Origin of the sequence: Sphingobium sp. 22B (genome assembly GCF_001580035.1) — a bacterium.
Classification (GTDB): Bacteria; Pseudomonadota; Alphaproteobacteria; order Sphingomonadales; family Sphingomonadaceae; genus Sphingobium; species Sphingobium fuliginis.
The window spans coordinates 1-19767 of sequence record NZ_LTAB01000035.1; the positions used below are offsets into that span (position 1 = coordinate 1).

General features: G+C 68.6%; 20 protein-coding genes and 1 riboswitch. Of the genes, 5 read left to right on the top strand and 15 right to left on the bottom strand.

Annotated elements, in window-relative coordinates:
• Positions 1-94: 94 nt before the first annotated feature.
• From A0J57_RS21730 to A0J57_RS21755, 6 genes are read right to left on the bottom strand one after another with little or no spacing between them, the layout of a single operon-like run.
• Positions 95-907, bottom strand: coding sequence for a ribonuclease T (locus A0J57_RS21730; protein WP_062017407.1), 813 nt, complete (start codon positions 905-907; stop codon positions 95-97).
• Between the two features lie 19 nt (positions 908-926).
• Complete coding sequence (gene nadC, locus A0J57_RS21735) at positions 927-1775, bottom strand: carboxylating nicotinate-nucleotide diphosphorylase (RefSeq protein ID WP_061939640.1); 849 nt, start codon at positions 1773-1775, stop codon at positions 927-929.
• Positions 1772-1957 (bottom strand): hypothetical protein, encoded by a 186-nt coding sequence (locus tag A0J57_RS21740; RefSeq protein WP_025547004.1) that lies wholly within the window; start codon positions 1955-1957, stop codon positions 1772-1774. The genes nadC and A0J57_RS21740 overlap by 4 nt, the downstream gene beginning before the upstream one ends.
• Positions 1957-2943 carry a quinolinate synthase NadA gene (nadA, locus tag A0J57_RS21745; protein ID WP_044660157.1) on the bottom strand — a complete coding sequence of 329 codons (987 nt, stop codon included), beginning with the start codon at positions 2941-2943 and terminating at the stop codon, positions 1957-1959. The genes A0J57_RS21740 and nadA overlap by 1 nt, the downstream gene beginning before the upstream one ends.
• A gap of 41 nt (positions 2944-2984) precedes the next feature.
• Positions 2985-3704, bottom strand: coding sequence for a DUF4230 domain-containing protein (locus tag A0J57_RS21750; protein WP_061939642.1), 720 nt, complete (start codon positions 3702-3704; stop codon positions 2985-2987).
• Complete coding sequence (locus A0J57_RS21755) at positions 3689-4567, bottom strand: MBL fold metallo-hydrolase (RefSeq protein WP_037481434.1); 879 nt, start codon at positions 4565-4567, stop codon at positions 3689-3691. The genes A0J57_RS21750 and A0J57_RS21755 overlap by 16 nt, the downstream gene beginning before the upstream one ends.
• Before the next feature lie 65 nt (positions 4568-4632).
• On the opposite strand from A0J57_RS21755, the gene A0J57_RS21760 reads away from it, so the two are divergent.
• Positions 4633-5529, top strand: a complete 897-nt coding sequence (locus A0J57_RS21760; RefSeq protein ID WP_044662766.1) for a tyrosine recombinase XerC — start codon at positions 4633-4635, stop codon at positions 5527-5529.
• 57 nt (positions 5530-5586) lie between these two features.
• On the opposite strand, the gene A0J57_RS21765 is transcribed toward A0J57_RS21760, so the two are convergent.
• The 4 genes from A0J57_RS21765 to rsmI form a co-directional block, all read right to left on the bottom strand.
• Positions 5587-6186 (bottom strand): DedA family protein, encoded by a 600-nt coding sequence (locus tag A0J57_RS21765; RefSeq protein ID WP_025547012.1) that lies wholly within the window; start codon positions 6184-6186, stop codon positions 5587-5589.
• Between the two features lie 64 nt (positions 6187-6250).
• Positions 6251-7228, bottom strand: coding sequence for a glutathione synthase (gene gshB, locus A0J57_RS21770; protein ID WP_025547014.1), 978 nt, complete (start codon positions 7226-7228; stop codon positions 6251-6253).
• A 135-nt stretch (positions 7229-7363) separates the two neighbouring features.
• Entirely contained in the window at positions 7364-7735 is a 372-nt protein-coding gene (locus A0J57_RS21775; protein ID WP_061939644.1) for a YraN family protein, read from the bottom strand.
• Positions 7732-8574 (bottom strand): 16S rRNA (cytidine(1402)-2'-O)-methyltransferase, encoded by an 843-nt coding sequence (gene rsmI, locus A0J57_RS21780; RefSeq protein WP_061939646.1) that lies wholly within the window; start codon positions 8572-8574, stop codon positions 7732-7734. Before rsmI ends, A0J57_RS21775 begins: the two co-directional genes overlap by 4 nt.
• Before the next feature lie 56 nt (positions 8575-8630).
• Between rsmI and A0J57_RS21785 the strand changes: the two genes are divergently transcribed.
• Positions 8631-9788 carry a penicillin-binding protein activator gene (locus A0J57_RS21785; protein ID WP_099186981.1) on the top strand — a complete coding sequence of 386 codons (1158 nt, stop codon included), beginning with the start codon at positions 8631-8633 and terminating at the stop codon, positions 9786-9788.
• A 46-nt stretch (positions 9789-9834) separates the two neighbouring features.
• Here A0J57_RS21785 and A0J57_RS21790 read toward each other — a convergent pair whose 3' ends face one another.
• Positions 9835-10614 carry an ABC transporter ATP-binding protein gene (locus A0J57_RS21790; protein WP_061939648.1) on the bottom strand — a complete coding sequence of 260 codons (780 nt, stop codon included), beginning with the start codon at positions 10612-10614 and terminating at the stop codon, positions 9835-9837.
• Positions 10608-11603, bottom strand: coding sequence for an iron ABC transporter permease (locus A0J57_RS21795; RefSeq protein WP_061939650.1), 996 nt, complete (start codon positions 11601-11603; stop codon positions 10608-10610). Before A0J57_RS21795 ends, A0J57_RS21790 begins: the two co-directional genes overlap by 7 nt.
• A 95-nt stretch (positions 11604-11698) precedes the next feature.
• Here A0J57_RS21795 and A0J57_RS21800 point away from each other — a divergent pair, with 95 nt between their 5' ends.
• A complete protein-coding gene (locus tag A0J57_RS21800) occupies positions 11699-12559 on the top strand; it encodes an ABC transporter substrate-binding protein (protein WP_061939652.1) in 861 nt (286 codons plus the stop codon).
• Between the two features lie 7 nt (positions 12560-12566).
• Here the strand turns inward: A0J57_RS21800 and A0J57_RS21805 are convergent, their stop codons facing one another.
• Positions 12567-14381 carry a TonB-dependent siderophore receptor gene (locus A0J57_RS21805; protein WP_061939654.1) on the bottom strand — a complete coding sequence of 605 codons (1815 nt, stop codon included), beginning with the start codon at positions 14379-14381 and terminating at the stop codon, positions 12567-12569.
• Positions 14382-14550: 169 nt separating this feature from the next.
• Positions 14551-14766: riboswitch (cobalamin riboswitch) on the bottom strand.
• 85 nt (positions 14767-14851) lie between these two features.
• Here A0J57_RS21805 and A0J57_RS21810 point away from each other — a divergent pair.
• Both A0J57_RS21810 and A0J57_RS21815 read left to right on the top strand, forming a co-directional pair.
• Positions 14852-15835 (top strand): threonine/serine dehydratase, encoded by a 984-nt coding sequence (locus A0J57_RS21810; protein ID WP_061939656.1) that lies wholly within the window; start codon positions 14852-14854, stop codon positions 15833-15835.
• Positions 15835-16386, top strand: coding sequence for a molybdenum cofactor guanylyltransferase (locus A0J57_RS21815; protein WP_082718793.1), 552 nt, complete (start codon positions 15835-15837; stop codon positions 16384-16386). The genes A0J57_RS21810 and A0J57_RS21815 overlap by 1 nt, the downstream gene beginning before the upstream one ends.
• Here A0J57_RS21815 and cobA read toward each other — a convergent pair.
• Positions 16377-17159 carry a uroporphyrinogen-III C-methyltransferase gene (gene cobA / locus A0J57_RS21820; protein ID WP_061939658.1) on the bottom strand — a complete coding sequence of 261 codons (783 nt, stop codon included), beginning with the start codon at positions 17157-17159 and terminating at the stop codon, positions 16377-16379. The genes A0J57_RS21815 and cobA overlap by 10 nt on opposite strands.
• Entirely contained in the window at positions 17146-19764 is a 2619-nt protein-coding gene (locus tag A0J57_RS21825; RefSeq protein ID WP_061939660.1) for a nitrate reductase, read from the bottom strand. The genes cobA and A0J57_RS21825 overlap by 14 nt, the downstream gene beginning before the upstream one ends.
• Positions 19765-19767: the final 3 nt, after the last annotated feature.

Genomic DNA, 19767 nt, shown 5'->3' on the forward strand with positions numbered 1-19767 from the left:
TCTTTGCCCATTGGGCGTCGGTCAGTACGAAACGGTCCATCCAGAGCGTGAATCACATCTCCCAACAAATGGGAATCCTAAATCCCCACAACCCCTAGTCTTGCGGTACTTCGGCCTGGGGGTCGAGGTCTAGGACAAGGCCGGGCCGCCCGGCCGGGACGGGCGCGACGCGCCGGGGATTGGGGATATTGGGCCCGGACGTGATGCGCAGGACGGCCTTGTTGCCTGCCCCGCCCTGATGGCTGGGGCAGCGTGCGAACTCCAGCGTCTTGTCCATGCACAGCCAGACCTCGTCCAGCCGGTTGTCCCGCGTCGCGGTGACGCGCATCATGTCGGCGCGCATCCCCTTGTTGGCGGCGGCGAAGGCCTGGGCGAACTGTCCGGCGGTCAGGGTCTTGCGGCGGGCAAGCGCGGTCATGTCCGGATAGCGGATCGACTGGTAGAGCGCGCGGGAGAGGTTGAAATACAGCTCCGGCCGGGTCGTCATGCAGGTGCCGTGCTTGGCCCATTCATGCTGGAGCAGTTGGGCCGAGGGCGTGGAGCAGAGATTCTGCCGGATCACCGGGCGGGGCAGCAGGTCGGTGGCGCGGCAATATTGCGGCCAGTCCCTGCCGACGCCGTCCGGCCAGAGACCGTGCAGGGTGAAGCCGAAGCGGCCGTTGCGCCCGCTGCATCGGAAGGCGTCGTCGCTGCCCTTCGCGCCGCTGCAATATTGCGGCGACCAGCTGAGCGCCAGCGTATAGCCGCCGATGGGCAGCAGGCGGCGGGGCTGACCGGCGTCCGGCAGGTCGGGGCGCGGCCGGGGCGTCTGGGCGGGCGGGCTGCACTGCGCCGCCTGCGCCAGCGCGCCGGTCGGGGCTGCGAGCGGGAGCAATGCCAGCGCCGCCAGTGCCAGGGCCGGCGCCAGCCTCGGCGCACGCGCGGCCTCAGGCAAAGGCGAAATCGAGGCCGATGTCGGCGGCGGGGGCCGACTGGGTGAGGCGGCCGACGCTGATATAGGTGACGCCGGTTTCCGCCCTGGCGCGGATGGTGTCGAGCGTAACGCCGCCCGATGCCTCGGTGGGGACGCGGCCGCCGACCAGCGTGACCGCCCCGCGCAGGGTGGGCGCGTCCATATTGTCGAGCAGGAGGTGCGTGGCCCCGGCGGCGAGCGCGGGTTCGATCTGGTCGACGCGGTCCACCTCCACGATGATGCTGGCGATTCCGGCGGCGGCGGCGCGGCGGACGGCCTCCTCCACCGATCCGGCGACGGCGACGTGATTGTCCTTGATCATCGCCGCGTCCCACAGGCCCATGCGGTGATTGGTCGCGCCGCCCATGCGGGTCGCATATTTTTCCAGCACGCGAAGGCCCGGAATGGTCTTGCGCGTGTCGAGCAGCGTCGCGCCGGTACCGAGGATCGCGTCGACATAGGCGCGGGTCATGGTCGCGATGCCGGTCAGGTGCTGGACGGTGTTGAGGGCGGACCGCTCGGCCGTCAGCATGGCGCGGGCCTTGCCGCGGATGCGCATGATGTCGGTGCCGGCCGCCACGTGATCGCCGTCCTCCTTCAGCAGTTCGATCTCCACAGCCGGATCGAGCGCGCGGAAGAAGGCGGCGGCGATCGGCAGGCCCGCCAGCGTCACGGCGTCGCGGCTGTCCATCACCCCGTCGAAGACCGCGTCGGCGGGAATCACCGCCTCGCTGGTGACGTCGCGGCCATCGGGGCCAAGGTCTTCCGCCAGGGTCGAGGCGATGAAGGCGTCGAGATCGAAGCCGGGGAGAGCGAAGGTCATGCTGCCGCCAGCCTTTTTGCGATCATTTCCATCATGGCTGCCTGCTCGCTGCCGGCCGGGAACGTCCAGAAGTCGTGCTTGCGACGCGGCCATGGCCAGTCGCGGCGCAGAATGCCGCGCAACCGCTTGTCCGATATATGGTGGCGGCGCGCGACTTCCACGGCCGTGACCATCCGTTCCATCAGCGCGTGCCCAGATCGCCCTGCCCGACCGTGCCGCTGGCCATTTCGAGCATGCGGTCGAGGCTCTTCTTGGCGGCGAGGCGCAGCCCCTCCTCCATCTCGATGCGCGGCTGGAGGTCGCGCAGCGCCAGATAGAGCTTCTCCATCGTGTTGAGCGCCATATAGGGGCAGATATTGCAGTTGCAGTTGCCGTCCGCGCCGGGCGCGCCGATGAAATTCTTTTCCGGCACCGCCTTCTGCATCTGGTGGATGATATGCGGTTCGGTGGCGACGATCAGCGTGTCGCCGGGCATGGTCTTGGAAAATTCCAATATGCCGCTGGTCGAGCCGATATAATCGGCATGGTCGACGATATGGGGCGGGCATTCCGGGTGCGCGGCGACAGGAGCGCCGGGATGCTGGGCCTTGAGCTTCAGCAGTTCCGTCTCGCTGAACGCCTCATGCACGATGCAGACGCCCGGCCAGAGCAGCATGTCGCGGCCCAGCTTGCGCTTCAGATAGCCGCCCAGATGCTTGTCGGGGCCGAAGATGATCTTCTGATCCTTCGGAATCTGCGCCAGGATCTTTTCCGCCGAGGAGGAGGTGACGATGATGTCGGAAAGCGCCTTCACCTCCGCCGAGCAGTTGATGTAGCTGAGCGCGATATGGTCGGGATGCGCCTCCCGGAAGGCCTTGAACTGGGCGGGCGGGCAACTGTCCTCCAGACTGCATCCCGCATCCATGTCCGGCAGCACCACGATCTTTTCCGGCGAGAGGATCTTCGCCGTTTCCGCCATGAAGCGCACGCCGCAGAAGGCGATGACATCGGCGTCCGTCTCCGCCGCCTTGCGCGAGAGTTCCAGCGAATCGCCCACGAAATCGGACAGGTCCTGAATCTCCGGCTTCTGGTAATAATGGCCGAGGATGACGGCGTTGCGTTCCTTGCGCAGCCGGTCGATCTCCGCGCGCAGGTCGATCCCCTGCGGGATTCCGGTGATGGCGTTCATGTCCCTACCCTGCTCCTTGAAGGGCCTTCATCCAGCGCCCCCTAACGGGCGTTGCGGCTGTTGGCCAGTACATCGTTGATGGGCGTCGTCACGTCCCATCGATCCCGGTCGCGGTCGGCGCGTTCCGGCGGGAAGGTGACGATCACCCGCGCGTCGCCATAGCCCAGCGCCCCCAGCGGCGCGCCGAGCAGCCTGCCGAGCGCGGCGCGGCCATAATCGCGCGCCTGCGCCATGCGTTCAGGCGAGCGCGCTTCCCTGTCCGCGCGTCCCTGCGCGTGGAGCGAGGTGCGGCGGCTGAGTTCCTCCCCCGCCTGCCGGGTCACGAACAGGCCGTTGGTCTGCACCAGCGTCCGGCGGCTTTCGTCGATATTGGGCCGCCCCGGCTTCACGTCCGGCGCGTTGACGATGAGCGTCCGGGTTTTTTCATTCCATTCCAGATCGCCGGCGCCGATGCCGCCGACGTCGATGAAATAGGCGACCGAAAAGGGCATCTTCACCAGCTGGTCCGACTTCAGCAGCCCGAAGCCGCGCACATCCTGCGCCGTGCTCTGTACCGTGCCGGACAGTTCCGACACCTTGAGGCTGGAGGCGCCCGCGAAACGTTCCGCGATGACCCTGGTGACGGCCGAGCCGTCCTCCTCCACCGTCACCGCATAGTCGCGTTCATAGCGGTGCCAGCCGACCAGCATGGCCGCCCCTGCGGCGAGCAGGGCCAGGACGGCCAGAACGGGGCCGGCGAAGCGCTTCAGCGCAACTGCCATCGTCCGTCCCCCGTCGCGGCGGCGATGCCGCGCCCGTCGAGGTCGATGAGATGCGCCAGCACCGAACGCCCCGCGGCGCTGTGCAGCCGGGGATCGACGCCCCTGTACATTTCCGTGACCATGGCGGGGATTTCCGATGCGCCGTTGCGTTCCAGAAAGCGCAGTATCTGGCCTTCGCGCTGCTTTCGGTGGCCCATCATGCCGCGCACCAGCCGCTGCGGATTGTCGACCGCGTCGCCATGGGCCGGATAATAGACCGCGTCGGTCCGGTCGAGCAGCCGCTGCATCGAGGCCATATAGGCGGTCATGTCTCCGTCCGGCGGGGAAACCACGCTGGTGGACCAGCCCATCACATGATCGCCGGTGAACAGGGCATTTTCCTCCGCCAGCGCGAAGCAGAGATGGTTGGAGGTGTGGCCCGGCGTCGCGACGGCCGTCAGCGTCCAGCCCCGGCCGCCAAGCTGTTCGCCATCCGCCAGCACCCGGTCCGGACGATAGGCGGCGTCGAAGGCGGCATCGGCGCGGGGTCCGTCGTCGTCCAGCGTCAGCGGCGCGCAGCCGACGACCGGAGCGCCGGTCCGGGCGCTGAGCGGCGCGGCGGCCGGGCTGTGGTCGCGATGGGTGTGGGTGCAGAGGATCGCGCTGACCGGACGCCCCCCGATCGCGTCGAGCAGCGCGGCCAGATGGGCCGCGTCGTCGGGGCCGGGATCGATGACCGCCACATCCTCCACGCCCACCAGATAGGTCTGCGTGCCCGTATAGGTGAAGGGCGAGGGATTGGGCGCGAGCACGCGACCCACCAGCGTAGAAAGCCGCATCAGCGCGCCGGTGGGCAGGTCGGCCGGATCGAAGGGTGTTGCCATGTCCGATCCCATGTGCCCATTTCCGGGCGGTTTTCAAGGGCGATCCCCTGCCCTATCATGGCGCCATGGCGGCTTCGGACGATCTTTGCGAACAATGGCGGCGGCATCTGGCGCTGGACCGGCGGCGGTCGGTGCATACGGTGCGCGCCTATGTGGCGACCGCCGAACGGTTGCTGGCCTTCCTGGAGGAGCATCGCGGCGAAGCGGTGACGGCGGCGATGCTGGCGGGCATCGAACAGGCCGATCTGCGCGCTTTCCTGACGGTGCGGCGGATGGACGGCATCGGCAACGTCTCGGCGGCGCGGGAATTGTCGGCGGTGCGCGGTTTCCTGCGGTTCGTGGGCGGCGAGGATGCCCGCGTCCCGATGCTGAAGGGGCCGCGGGTGAAGCGCGGCCTGCCCCGCCCCGTGTCGCCCGACGAGGCCGTGGCGCTGGCCGGGGACATAGCCGAAACCGCGCGGGAGCCGTGGATCGGCGCGCGGGACTGGGCGGTGCTGCTGCTGCTTTACGGGGCCGGACTGCGCATCGGGGAGGCGATGGGATTGACCGGCGCGGTGCTGCCCCTGGGGGAAACCCTGCGCGTCACGGGCAAGCGGGGCAAGACCCGGATCGTGCCGTTACTGCCGCAGGTGCGGGAGGCGATGGAAGCCTATATGTCGCTCTGTCCCTTTGGGCAGGAGAAGGACGGGCCGCTGTTCCGGGGCGCGCGGGGCGGGCCGCTTTCGCCGGCGCTCATCCGCCGCGCCGTGCAGGGCGCGAGGGGACGGCTGGGCCTGTCGGACCGGACGACGCCCCATGCGCTGCGCCACAGTTTCGCGACGCATCTGCTGGGGCGCGGGGCGGACCTGCGGTCGTTGCAGGAATTGCTGGGCCATGCCAGCCTGTCCTCGACGCAGATCTATACGCAGGTCGACGCGGCGCATCTGCTGGATATTTATCGCAATGCCCATCCCCGGGCGTGAAGCCGTTTCCTCGTCCGGACCGGGTTCCTGCCTGCGCGGGGGCATGACGATCCGGGATCACCCCCTCGGCTTCCAGGTGGCCAGCCGCCAGAGATAGAAGAGGACCGCCCCTACCACGCAGGCGGTCGCCACGGGTCCGACATATTTGTCGATGTCGCGGAAATTCTGGCCCAATATATAGCCTGCATAGGCAAGGACGATGTTCCACACCAGCGCCCCGCCGCTGGTCCAGAGCAGGAAGCGGACATGCCCCATGCGGAACAGGCCGGCGGGCAGCGAGATCATCGTGCGGAAGGCGGGCATGAAGCGGAACACGAACACCACGATCTGCCCATATTTGCCGAAGATATGGTCGAGCGCCTCGACATCCTTCCACTCCAGCGTCGCCCAGCGGCCATAGCGGTCGACGATCGGCTTCAACCGGCCGAAGCCCAGCCGGTGGCCGATCATATACCAGAAATAATTGCCGATGGTGGTCCCGACGGTGCCCGCGAACAGCAGCCATCCCATCTCCATCCGGCCCTGCCCGACGCGGATGCCGCCAATGCCCATGATGAGTTCGGACGGGATCGGCGGGAAGACATTTTCCAGCACCATCAGGACGAATATGCCCCAATAGCCGCCCGCATCGATCAGGCGGAGGACCCAGTCGGTCATCCGATCGCCCATCCCTTCGCGCGGTCGGCCCTGCCGCATGGCGTCCCCGCCCCGGCCGGGCGATTCAAGCGGCTGCCCGCGCCGCCAGCCGGGCGTCGATCGCGTCCCAGATCATCCCGCCGGTGTCCGTGCCGTTGAAGGCGTCGATGGAGACGATGCCGGTCGGGGACGTCACGTTGATTTCCGTCAGCCATTCGCCGCCGATCACGTCGATGCCGACGAACAGCAGGCCGCGCCGCCTGAGTTCCGGGCCCAGCGCTTCGCAGATTTCCAGTTCGCGTTCGGTCAGCACCGTCTTCGCGGCCGAACCGCCCACGGCGAGGTTGGAGCGGATCTCGCCCGCGCCGGGAATGCGGTTGACCGCGCCCGCGACTTCGCCGTCGACCAGCACGATCCGCTTGTCGCCTTCCGCGACGCCGGGGATGAAGGCCTGCACCATGAAGGGTTCGACCCAGGAGGATTTGAACAGTTCCACCAGCGCGGAGAGATTCGCGCCGGACCGCCCGACATGGAAGACGGCATTGCCCGCATTGCCGTAGAGCGGCTTCACCACGACTTCGCCATGCTGGGCGAGGAAGGACTTCACCTCCTCCAGGTCGCGGGTGATCATCGTCGGCGGCATGAAGCGCGCATAGTCGAGCACGAACAGCTTTTCCGGCGCATTGCGGACGGAGGCGGGATCGTTCACCACCAGCGTTTCTTCCTGCACGCGCTCCAGCAGGTGCGTGGCGGTGATGTAGCTGAGGTCGAAGGGCGGGTCCTGCCGCATCAGGACCACGTCGACGTCCCGGCCAAGGTCCAGCACCTCCGCCTCCCCGAAGGCGAAATGATCGCCCTCCACCTTCTGCACCCTGACCGGCCGCGCCCGCGCCAGCACGCGGCCGTCGCGATAGGTGAGGTCCGGGGCGAGATAATGATAGAGCCGGTGTCCCCGCGCCTGCGCCGCCAGCATGATGTGGAAGGTCGAATCGCCGCCGATCCTGATGCCCTCCATCGGGTCCATCTGCACGGCGACGGTGAGCGGGTTGAGTTCGGTCGTCATCGACTTGCTTTTCCTACCGTTCGGGATGGGCCTGTCGAAGCCCATCCCTTTCCTGAAGAGAAGTTTCGCCGTTGAGCAAGCTCGGCCCTCGGGTCGACAGGCTCAGGGCGAACGGAACGGGAGGATCGGTTCAACCTACCCCCCGTGCCAGACATTGGCCAGATGGCGCGGCGGGCGGCCCGGCGCAAGGAGCATCACGTCGATTCGCATGTCGTCGCCCGGTTTTGCAAGGTCGTGGAACAGGATTTCCGCCGCCGCCGCGACGCGGGAGAGGCGGCGTTCGTCTATGGCGAGGTGAAGATCGGCATCCGTCGCCCTTGCCTTGACCTCGACGAAGGCCAGCATCCTGCCGCGCCGGGCGACGAGGTCGACCTCCCCCGCGGGCGTGCGCAGGCGGCGGCCGACGATCTGCCAGCCCTTGAGCCGCAGCCACCAGCCGGCGATGCGCTCCGCCTGCTTTCCGCGCTTTTCGGCTGCCCGGCGCTTTACCCCCCGAGTTCCCGTCACCCCCTGAGTTCCAGCGCGCGATCATAGAGGGCGCGGCGGTCGAGACCGAGCTTCTTCGCGACCTCCCCAGCCGCCTTGGACAGGGGGAGGCGTTCCATCGCCTCCAGCAGCGCCGCGTCGGCATCCTCGGCGCTGGGGGGCGGCGCCTCGCCGGGGGGGCCGACGGTGACGACGATCTCCCCCCTGGGCGGGGCGTCGGCATAGCGGGCGGAGAGTTCGGTCAGCGTGCCCGTGGCGGTTTCCTCGAAGGCCTTGCTGATCTCCCGCGAGACGGCGGCTTCGCGGTCGCCCAGATGCTCGGCCATGGCGGCAAGGCTTTCCGACAGGCGCGGGCCGCTTTCGTAGAAGACGAGCGTGGCGCGCAGGCCAGCGACTTCGGCGAGGACGTCGCCCCGCGCCTTCTGCTTCGACGGCAGGAAGCCCATGAAGAGAAAGCGGTCGGTGGGCAGGCCCGACAGGGTGAGCGCGGCGATGGCGGCGCTGGGGCCGGGCAGCGTCGTGATCCTGCGTCCGGCGGCGCGGGCGTCGCGCACCAGCTTGTAGCCCGGATCGGAGATCAGCGGGGTGCCCGCGTCCGAGAGAAGCGCCACCGATTCGCGCGCCATCCGCTCGATCAGGCGGGCCCGCACCCCCTCCGCACTATGGTCGTGATAGGGGACCATCGGCCGGTCGGACCCGGCATGGCGCAGCAGCCGTGCGCTGACCCGTGTATCTTCCACGGCGATCACATCGGCCAGACGCAGGACTTCGGCCGCGCGGGGGGTTAGGTCTGCAAGGTTGCCGATCGGCCCCGCAACGATGTAAAGCCCCGGTTCAAGCCTAGACGGTTCAGTTTCCATAAGGATGCCAGATGACAGAGACGGATGCCCCCCGGCAAGCGGACTTGTTCGCTTCGATGCGACGCGCCGGGCGGATTTTGTTCGCCGCGACGGCTTTGCTGGTCGCCGCCTGTCAGTCGATCGTGCCCAAGGGCCCCGGTCCGGCGCAGCCCAGCGGGCCGGTGCAGACGGGCCCCGACGTCACTGAAGGCCTGCCCACCGACACGCTGCGCCATCGCGTCGCGCTGCTGGTGCCGATGAGCGGTCCCAATGCCGGGGTCGGCCAGTCCATCGCCAATGCGACCACGCTGGCGCTGCTCGACACCAAGGCCGACAAGGTGCGCATCACCACCTACGACACCGGGGTCGGCGCGGCGGCGGCGGCGAACAAGGCGCTGGCGGACGGCAACAAGCTGATCCTGGGGCCGTTGCTGGCGGAGGATGCGCGGATCGTCGGCCCCATCGCGGCGCGGGCCAATGTGCCGGTCATCAGCTTCTCCAACGACACCAGCGTCGCCGGGAACGGCGTCTACATCATGGGCTACAACCCCAACCAGTCGATCGAACGGGTGGTGGAATTCGCCAGGGGCAAGGGCCTGTCCAAATTCGCCGCGCTGGTGCCCAAGGGAACCTATGGCGAGCGGTCGGGCACGGCCCTGTTGCGCGCGGTCGAGGGTGCGGGCGGAACCGTGGTGTCGATGCAGACCTTCGACCGCAGCCCCGCCTCCATCACGGCGGCGGTCAGGAAATTGCAGGCGTCCTCCAGCTATGACGCGCTGCTGATCGCGGACAGCGGCCGGGTGGCGGTGCAGGTCGCGCCGATCGTGCGGAAGAATGGCGGCGCGACGGCGCGGCTGCTGGGCACCGAATTGTGGAATACGGACAGCGGCCTGGCGTCCAGCCCGGTGCTGCGCGGCGCCTGGTTCGCCAGCGTGTCGGATGGCCTCTACCGCCAGCTCGCGACCAAATATCGGGCGCGCTACGGCAATGCGCCGTTCCGGTTGTCGGCGCTCGGTTATGACGCGGTGCTGCTGACCGTGCGGATCGCGCGCGACTGGAAGCCGGGGACGACCTTCCCGGCGGCGCGGCTGCGCGATGCGGGGGGCTTTGCCGGGATCGACGGCGCGTTCCGCTTCGGCCGGGACGGCATTGCGGAACGGGCGCTGGAAGTATCGGAGATCGGCGCGGGCACCTTCACGGTCGTCGCGCCCGCGCCACGCGCCTTTGCCGAATAGCGTGCCGCGTGTTCCTGCAACGGCGGGAGCACGCGGCAGATGACGGTCAGGACGCGGTCCGCCCAGTCGGCAGGATCAATGGCCAGTCGCCGTCCGTTTCTATGCGTGCCGAAATGCCGTACACTTTGGCGAGATTCCCCGCCGTCAGCACGTCCAGCGGCGCGCCGTCGGCCACCGGCGCGCCGCGATCCATCAGCACCAGCCGGTCGCAATAGCGCGCCGCCATGCCCAGGTCGTGCAGCACGGTGACGACCAGCGATCCCGCCCGCGCCTCTGCCCTGAGCAGGTCCATGACGTCGATCTGATGCCCCGGATCGAGCGCGGCCAAGGGCTCGTCCGCGATCAGCGCGGGCGCGCCGACCGCCAGCGCCCGGGCCAGCAGCACGCGGGCGCGCTCGCCCCCCGACAATTCTGTCGCCACCCTGCCCTTCAGATGCAGTGCGTCGGCGCGCATCAGGGCGGCGTCGATCAGCGCCTCATCCTCCACGGAAAGGCGGGACAGCGGCCCCAGATGCGGCAGGCGGCCCAGCGCCACCAGCCGCTCCACCGCCAGCGGCCAGTGCAGCGTCTGTCCCTGCGGCAGATAGGCGATGCGCCGGGCGATCTGCTGCCGGCCGAGCCGCGCGCTATCGGCGCCGTCGATCAGGACGAAGCCGTTTTCCCGTTTCACAAGGCCCAGCATGGCGCGGATCAGCGTCGACTTCCCTGCGCCATTGGGACCGATGATGCCGACCAGCTCGCCCGGCCCGAGCGCAAGATCGACGCCGCTTACCGCCGGATGGCGGCCCAGCCTGACGGAAAGCCCCTGTGCGCGGATCGTCACCATAGCCGCCTCTCCCGCATCAGATGCATCAGGAACACCGGAACGCCCAGCAGCGCCGTCAGCACCCCCAGCTTGAGTTCGCTGCCGGTCGGTATCAGCCGCACGCCGATGTCCGCCAGCGTCAGCAGCGCCGCGCCGCCCAGCATGGAGGGCAGCAATATGGCGGAGGGGGAGCGGTCGGTCAGCGGCCGCACCAGATGCGGCACGATCAGGCCGACGAAGCCGATCGCCCCGGACACCGCCACCGCGCCGCCGACGCCGATGGCGACGCCCAGCATCAGGCGGATGCGCGCCCGGCGAAGGTCGATGCCAAGCGCCTGCGCCCCATCCTCCCCCAACGTCAGCGCGTCCAGCGTCCGTCCGTCCGCGATCAGCAGCGCCGCGCCGACGACAACGCAGGGCAGCGCGATCCAGACATGGCCATAGGCGCGGTTTTCCAGGCTGCCCATCAGCCAGCTCATGATCTCCATGGCGGCGAAGGGATTGGGCGACAGGTTCAGCGACAGGCTGATCCCCGCCCCCGCCAGCGTCGCGATGGCGATGCCGGCGAGGATCAGCGTGAGCGGGCTTTCCGCGGGCCCCGCGAGCAGGAACAGCGCGGCTATGCCGATCAGGCCGGTCATGATGGCGAGCGCGGGAAGCGCCAGCGGATGCGCCTGCGCCAGCCCGAAATAGAGCGCGCCGACCGCGCCCAGCGCGGCGCAGTTGGATGCCCCCAGGACCGAAGGTTCGGCCAGCGGATTGCGCAGATAGCCCTGAAGCGCCGCGCCCGCCAGCCCGAGCATCGCGCCGACGATCAGGCCAAGCAGCATGCGGGGCAGGCGCAGGTCGAGAAGGATGGCGCGGGCGATGTCATCGCCGCCGCCGCCGAGGACGGCGAAGATGCGCGCCGGGGAGAGCGGAACCGCGCCAAGAGTGAGGGAAGCAAGGGCGGCCAGCAGCGCCAGCGCCGTCAGCGTGGGGATCAGCAGCGGATGGTGCCGGGCGCTCATGGCTTGCGCGTCCTTCCCTGCTTGCTACAGCGTGCCGTGCTCCTGCGAAGGCGGGAGCACGTTGGTTTGTTGAGGCACGATCCGGGAGCAGCAGCGTGCGGTGCAGAATGATCCTTACAACGTTCTGCGCCCTGGCCCTGACCGGCGCGGCGCCCGCCCAACCCCGGCGCATCGTGTCGCTCAACACCTGCGCCGACCAATATGTGCTCGCTCTGGCGGACCCGGCGCAGATCGCCGCGCTCAGCCCCTATGGGCACGACCCGGAACTGTCGGCGGCGGTCGGCAGGGCCCGCGCCTTCCGCACCCTCAAGCGCCCGGCGGAGGAAGTGCTGGCGATCCGCCCCGACCTGCTGATCGGCTTTCCTTCCGGCGGCAGCGTCGTCGGCGCGCCGCCGGGCCAGTGGCGGACCCTGCGGCTGGCGAGCGCGGACAGCTATGCCATGATCCTGACGCAGATCCGGCAGGTGGCGGCGGCGGTCGGCCATCCCGAACGGGGCGAAGCGATGATCGCCCGGATGAACCGCGACCTGGCCGCCCTGCCCCCGCCGAAGCGTCGTGGGGTTGCGGCCTATTATCAGCGGCGCGGCTATATGACCGGCACCGGCACGCTGGTCGACGACCTGATGCAGCGGGTGGGCCTGATCAATCTGGCCCGCAGGCTGGGCAAGCCGGCGCTGTCGCAACTGTCGCTGGAGGAGATGATCGCCGCCCGTCCGGACTGGCTGATCGTGGAGACCGGCAGCGAGAAGGTGGTCGATCAGGGGACGGAAATGCTGCACCACCCCATACTGCGCGCCATCCCGCGCATCCGCGTGCCGCAGGCGTGGACGGTGTGCGGCGGCCCCGCCTATGTCGAGGCGGCGCGGGGCATCGCAGCGCAGCTTGACGGCGCTGCGCGCAAGGGCACGGCGCAGCGCAAGGGCGCGGCGCGGGTGAACGCCGCGCCGCGCCACTAGGCTATTTTCAGAAGCGCGCACGCACGCCGCCGAAGGCCGACCGGCCGTAGGTGCCATAGCCATGGACCGTGGCGTATTTCTCATCGGTCAGATTGTCGATGCGGCCGTAGATCTCCAGATTTTCCCGGATCGGGAAGGATGCCCGCACGTCCGTCACGGCATAGCCGTCCAGCCGGATCGCGTTGGTCGCATCGTTGAAGCTGTCGCCCACCATCGTTACGGTCGCGCCGGTCGACAGGCCGAAGGGCCAGACATAGTCCGCCGAAACGCTGACCGCATCGGCGGCGCGGCGCGGGAGCCGGGCGTCGGTATTGCGGTCGCGCGCATCGACATAGCTGTAGGCGGCGGTGACGGTCAGCGCATCGACAGGCTTCAGGGCCAGCATCGCCTCCACCCCCTTGGCGCGGGTGCGGTCGAGATTATTGTAACCGCCGTAAAGACCGATCGAATAATCATAGTTGATCTGGTCTTTGGTGTCGCGGCGGAAAGCCGTGACGGAGAGGATCGCCCGGTCGCCGTCCAGCCTTTGGTCGAAGCCGATGTCGTAGCTTTTCGACCGCTCCGGGCGCAGGCCCGCATTGCCGACGTCGGCGCCGTAAAGCTGGTAGAGCGAGGGGGCCTTGAACCCCTCCCCATAGCTCATGCGGATATTGGTCGCGCCGGCGTTGGGCGTGTAGTTCGCATTGGCGCCGAAGGTGGTCGCGCCGCCGAACTGGCTGTGATCGTCATGCCGCGCGCCGGCGGTCAGCGACAGGCCGGCGACCGGCTTCACGATGGCCAGCGCATAGACGCTGTCCATATCGGCCCGGTGGCTTTCGGTCGAGCCGAAGCCGGAGAAGTCGTAGTCGGGCCGTTCATGTTCATAGCCGAAGACCAGCTTGGCCTGATCGACCGGCTGATAAACACCCTCATATTCGAAGCGCAGATTGGTGCCCGAATAGCCATAAGGGCCGAATGCGGATGTATAGTCGCGGTCCATGCGGAACCAGGTCACGGCCGCCCGGTTGGTGAGCCTGCCGTCGAACAGCGACAGGTTCAGACCGGCATAGCCGACATATTGATCGGATTTCGAGCTGTCGGCGGTGCTGTCCACCACGCCGTTGTCGGTATCCAGATCGGCATGGATATAATAGCCGCGCAGGTCGAGGCTGAGCGTATCGGTAAAGGCCAGCTTGAGCTTGGCATTGGCGGCGATATTCTCATACCCGTCCTTTTCCGTGCCGCTGGCGGCGGAGGAAATGCCGTCGGTGTTGAAATAGGCGATGCCGAGGCCGCCCGAAGCGATGCCGCTGCCGCCCGAAACATCCGCCTTGGCGTTCAGCGTATTGCTGTAACCGTAATCGACCGAGGCATTGCCCGCGAAACCGGCGGCAGGCGTGCCGGTCATGATGTTGACGACGCCGCCTATGGCCTGGCTGCCATAGGCGATGGAGTTGGACCCCCTCAAAATTTCGATTCGCCGGATATTGCCGGTCAGCAGATTGCCGAAGTCGTACATGTCACCGATGCCGCTGGTGTCGTTGACCTTGACCCCGTCGATCAGCACCAGCGTCTGCGTCGTTTCCGCCCCGCGCAACGAAACCCCGGTCACGCCGCCAAGGCTGCCGCTGCGGTTGAAGCGCACCCCCGGCGTGGTGGCCAGCAGGTCGACGACGCTGACGCTCTGGCGGGTGCGGATGGTGTCGGCGTCGATGACGGTGACTGCCTGGCCGACCTCGTCGCGCGGCTGTTCGATGCCCAGCGCGGTGACGATGATCTCATCCTCCGCCAGGGCGGGAGCCGCCGCGAGCAAGGCGGCGATGGAAATGGAAATCCTCAACATGTCTATATTCCCCCTGAGCGCCGGTGCAACATGGCTCAGGGCGTCCGCTCGCGCGGCCGGACGGGGGAAATGGCCGGCGCTCGCGCCCTCCCCCCGCACCGATGCGGCCCTGCGCCGCTTCGTCGCTCAGACGGAGAACACCGTGCCATGGCCATACCCTGGACCAAGGCAAGAGCGACCATGCGCCGGCAGGTCTCCTGGCTCGCGGGTCAATGCGGCGATGCACGCCTTCCCGGACTTGCGTCCAGTGGCCGGCCCCTGGGCCGAAGTGCATCGCGCTCACCGCTTACAGTTGCAGGGACAGCCGCGGAATAGGACGGTTTCCCGTCCGCACCGCATTCCCGTTTTCAGCCCCCTTCGGGGCACCGGCGCGATCTTCTTTTTGCGCGCGAAGGCATTGCCCCGCCCGCGTCCCGCGCCATAAGGGAAAGCGGCGGCCATGCCAAGAGGCAGCCATGGAAGGAGATTACATGCCGTTCGCCATCAGCCCCGCCGATGTCGAGGATGCGGCGCGGGTCATCGCCCCTGCCGCCATCCGCACGCCGCTGCTGGAAAATGCGGCGCTCAACGCCCGCTGCGGCCGGTGCGTGCTGGTGAAGTTCGAAGGCGCGCAGCACAGCGGATCGTTCAAGTTCCGCGGCGCCTACAACCGGCTGGCCCGCCTGGACGCGGCGGAGCGGAAGGCGGGGGTCGTCGCCTGGTCTTCGGGCAATCATGCGCAGGGCGTTGCCCTTGCGGCGCGGTTGCTGGGCATGGCGGCGACGATCGTGATGCCGGCCGACGCGCCCGCGATCAAGACGGCGAATACGCGGGCGCTGGGCGCCGATGTCGTGCTCTATGACCGCTTCACCCAAAGCCGGGAGGAAATCGCCACGAGGCTGGCGAACGAACGGGGCGCGGTGCTGGTGCCGTCCTTCGACGATCCCTTCATCATGGCCGGCCAGGGCACGATCGGGCTGGAGATCATGGAACAGGCCGCCGAAGCAGGGGCGGAGATCGGCCAGATCCTCGTCAATTGCGGCGGCGGCGGCATGGTGTCGGGAATTGCGACCGCCGTGAAGGCGCGCCAGCCCGGCGTCGCGATCCTGGCGGTGGAGCCGGAAGCGTTCGACGACACGGCGCGCTCGCTGGCGAGCGGCGTGCGGGAAAGCGTATCGCCCGATGCGCGGTCGATCTGCGACGCCCTGCTGTCTCCCGCGCCGGGGGCGCTGACCTTTCCCATCAACCGGGCCTATCTGTCGGGCGGCCTTGCGGTGAGCGACGATCAGGTGCGCGACGCGATGCGCTTTGCCTTTTCGGCGCTCAAGCTGGTGGTGGAGCCGGGCGGGGCCGCGTCGCTGGCGGCGATGCTGGCCGGGCTGGCTCCGGATGCCGACGGGGCGAGCGTCGTGGTGATCTCCGGCAGCAATGTCGATCCCGACAGCTATGCCCGGATCATCGCGGGCGGCGCATGATGCGGCTGATGGGGGCGGTTCTGGCCGGCGGGCGGTCCAGCCGGTTCGGCAGCGACAAGGCGCGGGCGATGCTGGATGGGCGCAGCCTGCTGGAGCATGCGGTGGCGGCGTTGGGGCGGCAGGTCGAAACCGTGGCGGTCTGCGGCCGGCAGGTGGAGGGGATGATCGGGCTGGCGGATCGGCCGGCTGCGGACATGGGGCCGCTGGGGGGCTTGAACGCGGCGCTGCATCATGCGCGGGCGCAGGGTTATGACGCGGTGCTGACGACCGGATGCGACGTGCCCGCCTATCCGGACGGGCTGGCGGAGGCGTTGATCGGACAGGGAGCCGCCATCCTCAAGGGGCAGCAGCTGATCGGCTTCTGGCCTGCTTCCCTGGCTGGCGAGTTGGACGCGCATCTGGCGGAGGAGAATAACCGGTCGATCCGTGGCTGGCTGGAGCGGGTGGGCGCGCGGATCGTGGAGCGGCCGGAGTTCGTGCTGCCCAACATCAACCGGCCGGAGGATCTGGAGAGACTCACCCGGCCGGGTCGAGACGGTCGTCAGGCGTGAAGGCCAACATGCGCGGCGAGGTCGGCAGGCGCATGCGTCCCGGCCACCGCCTCCCCGATCAGCAGCAGGGTCGGGTCGTCGTCGCTGATCGTCCGCACCAGAAAGGCGAGCGCCGACAGCTTGCCGCGGATCAGGCGTTCATTGGGCAGGGAGACGTTGACCGCCACCATCACCGGCGTTTCGGGATCGCGTCCGGCGGCGATCAGGCAGCGGCCGATCTCGCCCGCCGCCGCGCGGCCCATATAGATGCCGAGCGTGCCGTCCGGACGGGCCAGCGCTTCCCAGTCGAGCCGCAGCGGCTCGCCCGCCTTCAGATGCGCGGTCACCAGCGTCAATCCCCGCGCCACGCCGCGCAGGGTGAGCGAGGCATGGCCGCTCGCCGCCGCCGCGCTGGCCGTGGTGACGCCGGGGCAGATGCGCACGGCAACGCCCGCCTCCGCCAGATGGGCCATCTCCTCCGCCGAGCGGCCGAAGACCGAGGGGTCGCCGCCCTTGAGGCGGACGACGCGGCGGCCCGCCCTGGCGGCCGCGAGCAGCAGGTCGTTGATGCTGCCCTGCGCCTTCGAATGGCGGCCCGAACGCTTGCCGACGCTGACCCGCTCGACGCCTGGGGGGATGAGGTCGATCACGCCCGGCCCGACCAGCGCGTCGTGGAAGACGACGTCCGCCGCCGCGATCAGCCTTTCGGCCTTGCGGGTGAGCAGGTCCGGATCGCCCGGCCCCGCGCCGACCAGCCAGACCTGTCCGGGGGCGATAAGATCATTCGGCTGCATGAAGCGTCTCCTGCATGTTTTGGGCAAGGATGTTGGCGAGCGCGGGCCGGCACGATCCGCAATTGGTGCCCGCGCCCAGCGCCCTGCCGATGGCGGGCACATCGACCAGTTGCCGTTCGCGGATCGCGGCGACGATCTGGTTGAGGCCGATGTCGAAGCAGACGCAGACGGTCGCGCCCTTGTCTCCAGCGGCGCCCGGTCCCCGCGCCGCGAGGACGGAGCCGCCCACCCCCTCTGCCTGCAACTGGCCGATCAGCCAGTCGCGCGAGGGCAGCAGGCCGCTGCGCGTCACGAACAGCACGCCGTTCAGCCTGCCTTCGCCGATGGTCGCGATGCGGCGGGTGCCGCGCGATGCGTCCATCGCCTCGACGCGGTCGCCCTTCGGAAGAAAGACGTCGAGGCGGGCGGGGTCGCCATTGCCGGCGATTTCGTAGAGCGCGCCGCCCGGCACGGCGATCCGGGTGGACCAGAGGCAGGGCAGCTTCACCGGCTGCCCGATCCCTTCCCGATCGCGCAGGATGAGGAAACCGCTCCACTCGGTCGCGACCTTCCCGATGCTGGCCGGGGTGGATTTGAAGCCGGGCTGGCCCGAATGGGGATCGACCAGCGGACGCGGGAGCAGGCCGGTGCGCCCGCCGCTGGACGTCTGGTCCGTCCAGTGGATCGGGGTGAAGATTTCGCCGCGCCGCTGGCCTTCGTTCAGGCTGACGCGGAAGATGCTGTTGCCCTGCGCCGTCTCGACGCGAGCAAGGTCGCGGTCGGCAATCCCCAGCGCCGCCGCGTCCCGCGGGTGGATTTCCACCAGCGGCTCTTCGCGATGGCGGGCGAGTTTAGGGGACAGGCCGGTGCGGCTCATCGTGTGCCACTGGTCGCGATAACGGCCGGTGTTGAGCGTCATCGGCCACTGTTTCAGCGGCTCCTGCATGTCCATCTGCTTCGTCAGGACCAGCCGCGCCCGGCCGTCCGGCGTCGGGAAGCGGCCGTCGGCAAAGGGCGTGCCGCCCCAGCGGAACGGCTCCATGGCGTCATAGGCATCATTGCCGATGGCGGCCCAGGCGCGCAGGTTGAGCACCCGCTGCCCATCATTGCCATAAGCGGTGAGCCGCGCATGTTCGCGCCAGATGTCGGCGGGCCGATCATAGGCGAAGGCATTGCGCCACCCCATGCGGCGCGCGACCTCCTTGACGATCCACCAGTCCGGCTTCGCCTCTCCGGGCAGCGGCAGGAAGGGACGCTGGCGGCTGATCGTGCGGTCCGAATTGGTGACGGTGCCGTCCTTTTCCCCCCAGCCGGCGGCGGGCAGGCGGACATGGGCATGCGTGCTGCTGTCGGTGTCGGCCATGATGTCCGACACGACGAGGAAGGGGATCGCCTCCAGCGCCTCGCGCACGCGGCCCGCGTCGGGCATGGAGACGGCGGGGTTGGTCGCCATGATCCAGAGCGCCTTGATCCGGCCTTCGTTGATGGCGCGGAACAGGTCGACGGCTTTCAGGCCCGGCTTGGTGGCCATGGCGGGGGCGGCCCAGAAGCGGCCCACCCGCTCTACATTTTCCGGCGCGAAATCCATATGGGCGGCAAGGCTGGAGGCAAGGCCGCCGACCTCCCGACCGCCCATGGCGTTGGGCTGGCCGGTGATCGAGAAGGGCGCCGCGCCCGGCTTGCCGATGCGGCCGGTGGCGAGGTGGACGTTGATGATCGCGTTCACCTGATCGGTGCCGCGGATCGACTGGTTGATGCCCTGGCTGAACAGCGTCACCGTGCGCGGCGTGGCGGCGAACAGCGTGTAGAACTGCTCCAGCAGCGCGGGCGCGACGTCGCAGGTCTTCGCGGTCGTCCAGAGATCGTGCCCGGTGCGGACATGTTCCCAGAAACCCTCGGGCGCGCTGACATGATCGGCGAGGAAGGCCGGATCGGTGAGCCCCTGCTGCGCTATCCAGGCCAGCAGGCCGTTCATCAGGGCAACGTCGGTGCCGGGCTTCACCGGCAGATGCAGGTCCGCGCCTTCGCAGCTTTCGGTGCGGCGCGGATCGATGACGACCAGCTTCGTCCCGCGCGCGGCGCGGGCCGCCTGGATGCGCTGGTAGACGATCGGGTGGCACCATGCGGTGTTGGAGCCGACCAGCACGATCAGGTCCGCTTCGTCCAGATCGTCATAGGTCGCGGGCACCACATCCTCGCCAAAGGCGCGATTGTGCCCGGCGACCGCGCTCGACATGCAGAGGCGGCTGTTGGTGTCGATGTTCGCCGAACCGATAAAGCCCTTCATCAGCTTGTTGGCGACATAATAATCCTCGGTCATGAGCTGGCCGGAGACGTAGAAGGCCACGCTGTCGGGACCGTGGCGGTCGATGGTTTCGCGGAATTTCCGCGCTACCAGGTCCAGCGCCTTGTCCCAGCTTGCGCGCCTGTTGCCGATCATCGGGTGCAGCAGGCGGCCGGTCAGGCCCACCGTCTCGCCCAGATGCGTGCCCTTGGAACAGAGGCGGCCGGCATTGGCGGGATGCGCCTCATCGCCCTTGATTTCGGCCGAGCGAGGCCCGGTCGGCGTGGCCGAAATGCCGCAGCCGACGCCGCAATAGGCGCAGGTGGTGCGGACATTTGTCATAGC

Bases quoted from the DNA above. Each gene is read 5' to 3' on its own strand.
- nadC (WP_061939640.1), bottom strand. From the start codon at position 1,775: ATGACCTTCGCTCTCCCCGGCTTCGATCTCGACGCCTTCATCGCCTCG.
- A0J57_RS21740 (WP_025547004.1), bottom strand. From the start codon at position 1,957: ATGGAACGGATGGTCACGGCCGTGGAAGTCGCGCGCCGCCACCATATA.
- nadA (WP_044660157.1), bottom strand. From the start codon at position 2,943: ATGAACGCCATCACCGGAATCCCGCAGGGGATCGACCTGCGCGCGGAG.
- A0J57_RS21750 (WP_061939642.1), bottom strand. From the start codon at position 3,704: ATGGCAGTTGCGCTGAAGCGCTTCGCCGGCCCCGTTCTGGCCGTCCTG.
- A0J57_RS21755 (WP_037481434.1), bottom strand. From the start codon at position 4,567: ATGGCAACACCCTTCGATCCGGCCGACCTGCCCACCGGCGCGCTGATG.
- A0J57_RS21760 (WP_044662766.1), top strand. From the start codon at position 4,633: ATGGCGGCTTCGGACGATCTTTGCGAACAATGGCGGCGGCATCTGGCG.
- A0J57_RS21765 (WP_025547012.1), bottom strand. From the start codon at position 6,186: ATGACCGACTGGGTCCTCCGCCTGATCGATGCGGGCGGCTATTGGGGC.
- gshB (WP_025547014.1), bottom strand. From the start codon at position 7,228: ATGACGACCGAACTCAACCCGCTCACCGTCGCCGTGCAGATGGACCCG.
- rsmI (WP_061939646.1), bottom strand. From the start codon at position 8,574: ATGGAAACTGAACCGTCTAGGCTTGAACCGGGGCTTTACATCGTTGCG.
- A0J57_RS21785 (WP_099186981.1), top strand. From the start codon at position 8,631: ATGCGACGCGCCGGGCGGATTTTGTTCGCCGCGACGGCTTTGCTGGTC.
- A0J57_RS21790 (WP_061939648.1), bottom strand. From the start codon at position 10,614: ATGGTGACGATCCGCGCACAGGGGCTTTCCGTCAGGCTGGGCCGCCAT.
- A0J57_RS21795 (WP_061939650.1), bottom strand. From the start codon at position 11,603: ATGAGCGCCCGGCACCATCCGCTGCTGATCCCCACGCTGACGGCGCTG.
- A0J57_RS21805 (WP_061939654.1), bottom strand. From the start codon at position 14,381: ATGTTGAGGATTTCCATTTCCATCGCCGCCTTGCTCGCGGCGGCTCCC.
- A0J57_RS21810 (WP_061939656.1), top strand. From the start codon at position 14,852: ATGCCGTTCGCCATCAGCCCCGCCGATGTCGAGGATGCGGCGCGGGTC.
- A0J57_RS21815 (WP_082718793.1), top strand. From the start codon at position 15,835: ATGCGGCTGATGGGGGCGGTTCTGGCCGGCGGGCGGTCCAGCCGGTTC.
- cobA (WP_061939658.1), bottom strand. From the start codon at position 17,159: ATGCAGCCGAATGATCTTATCGCCCCCGGACAGGTCTGGCTGGTCGGC.
- A0J57_RS21825 (WP_061939660.1), bottom strand. From the start codon at position 19,764: ATGACAAATGTCCGCACCACCTGCGCCTATTGCGGCGTCGGCTGCGGC.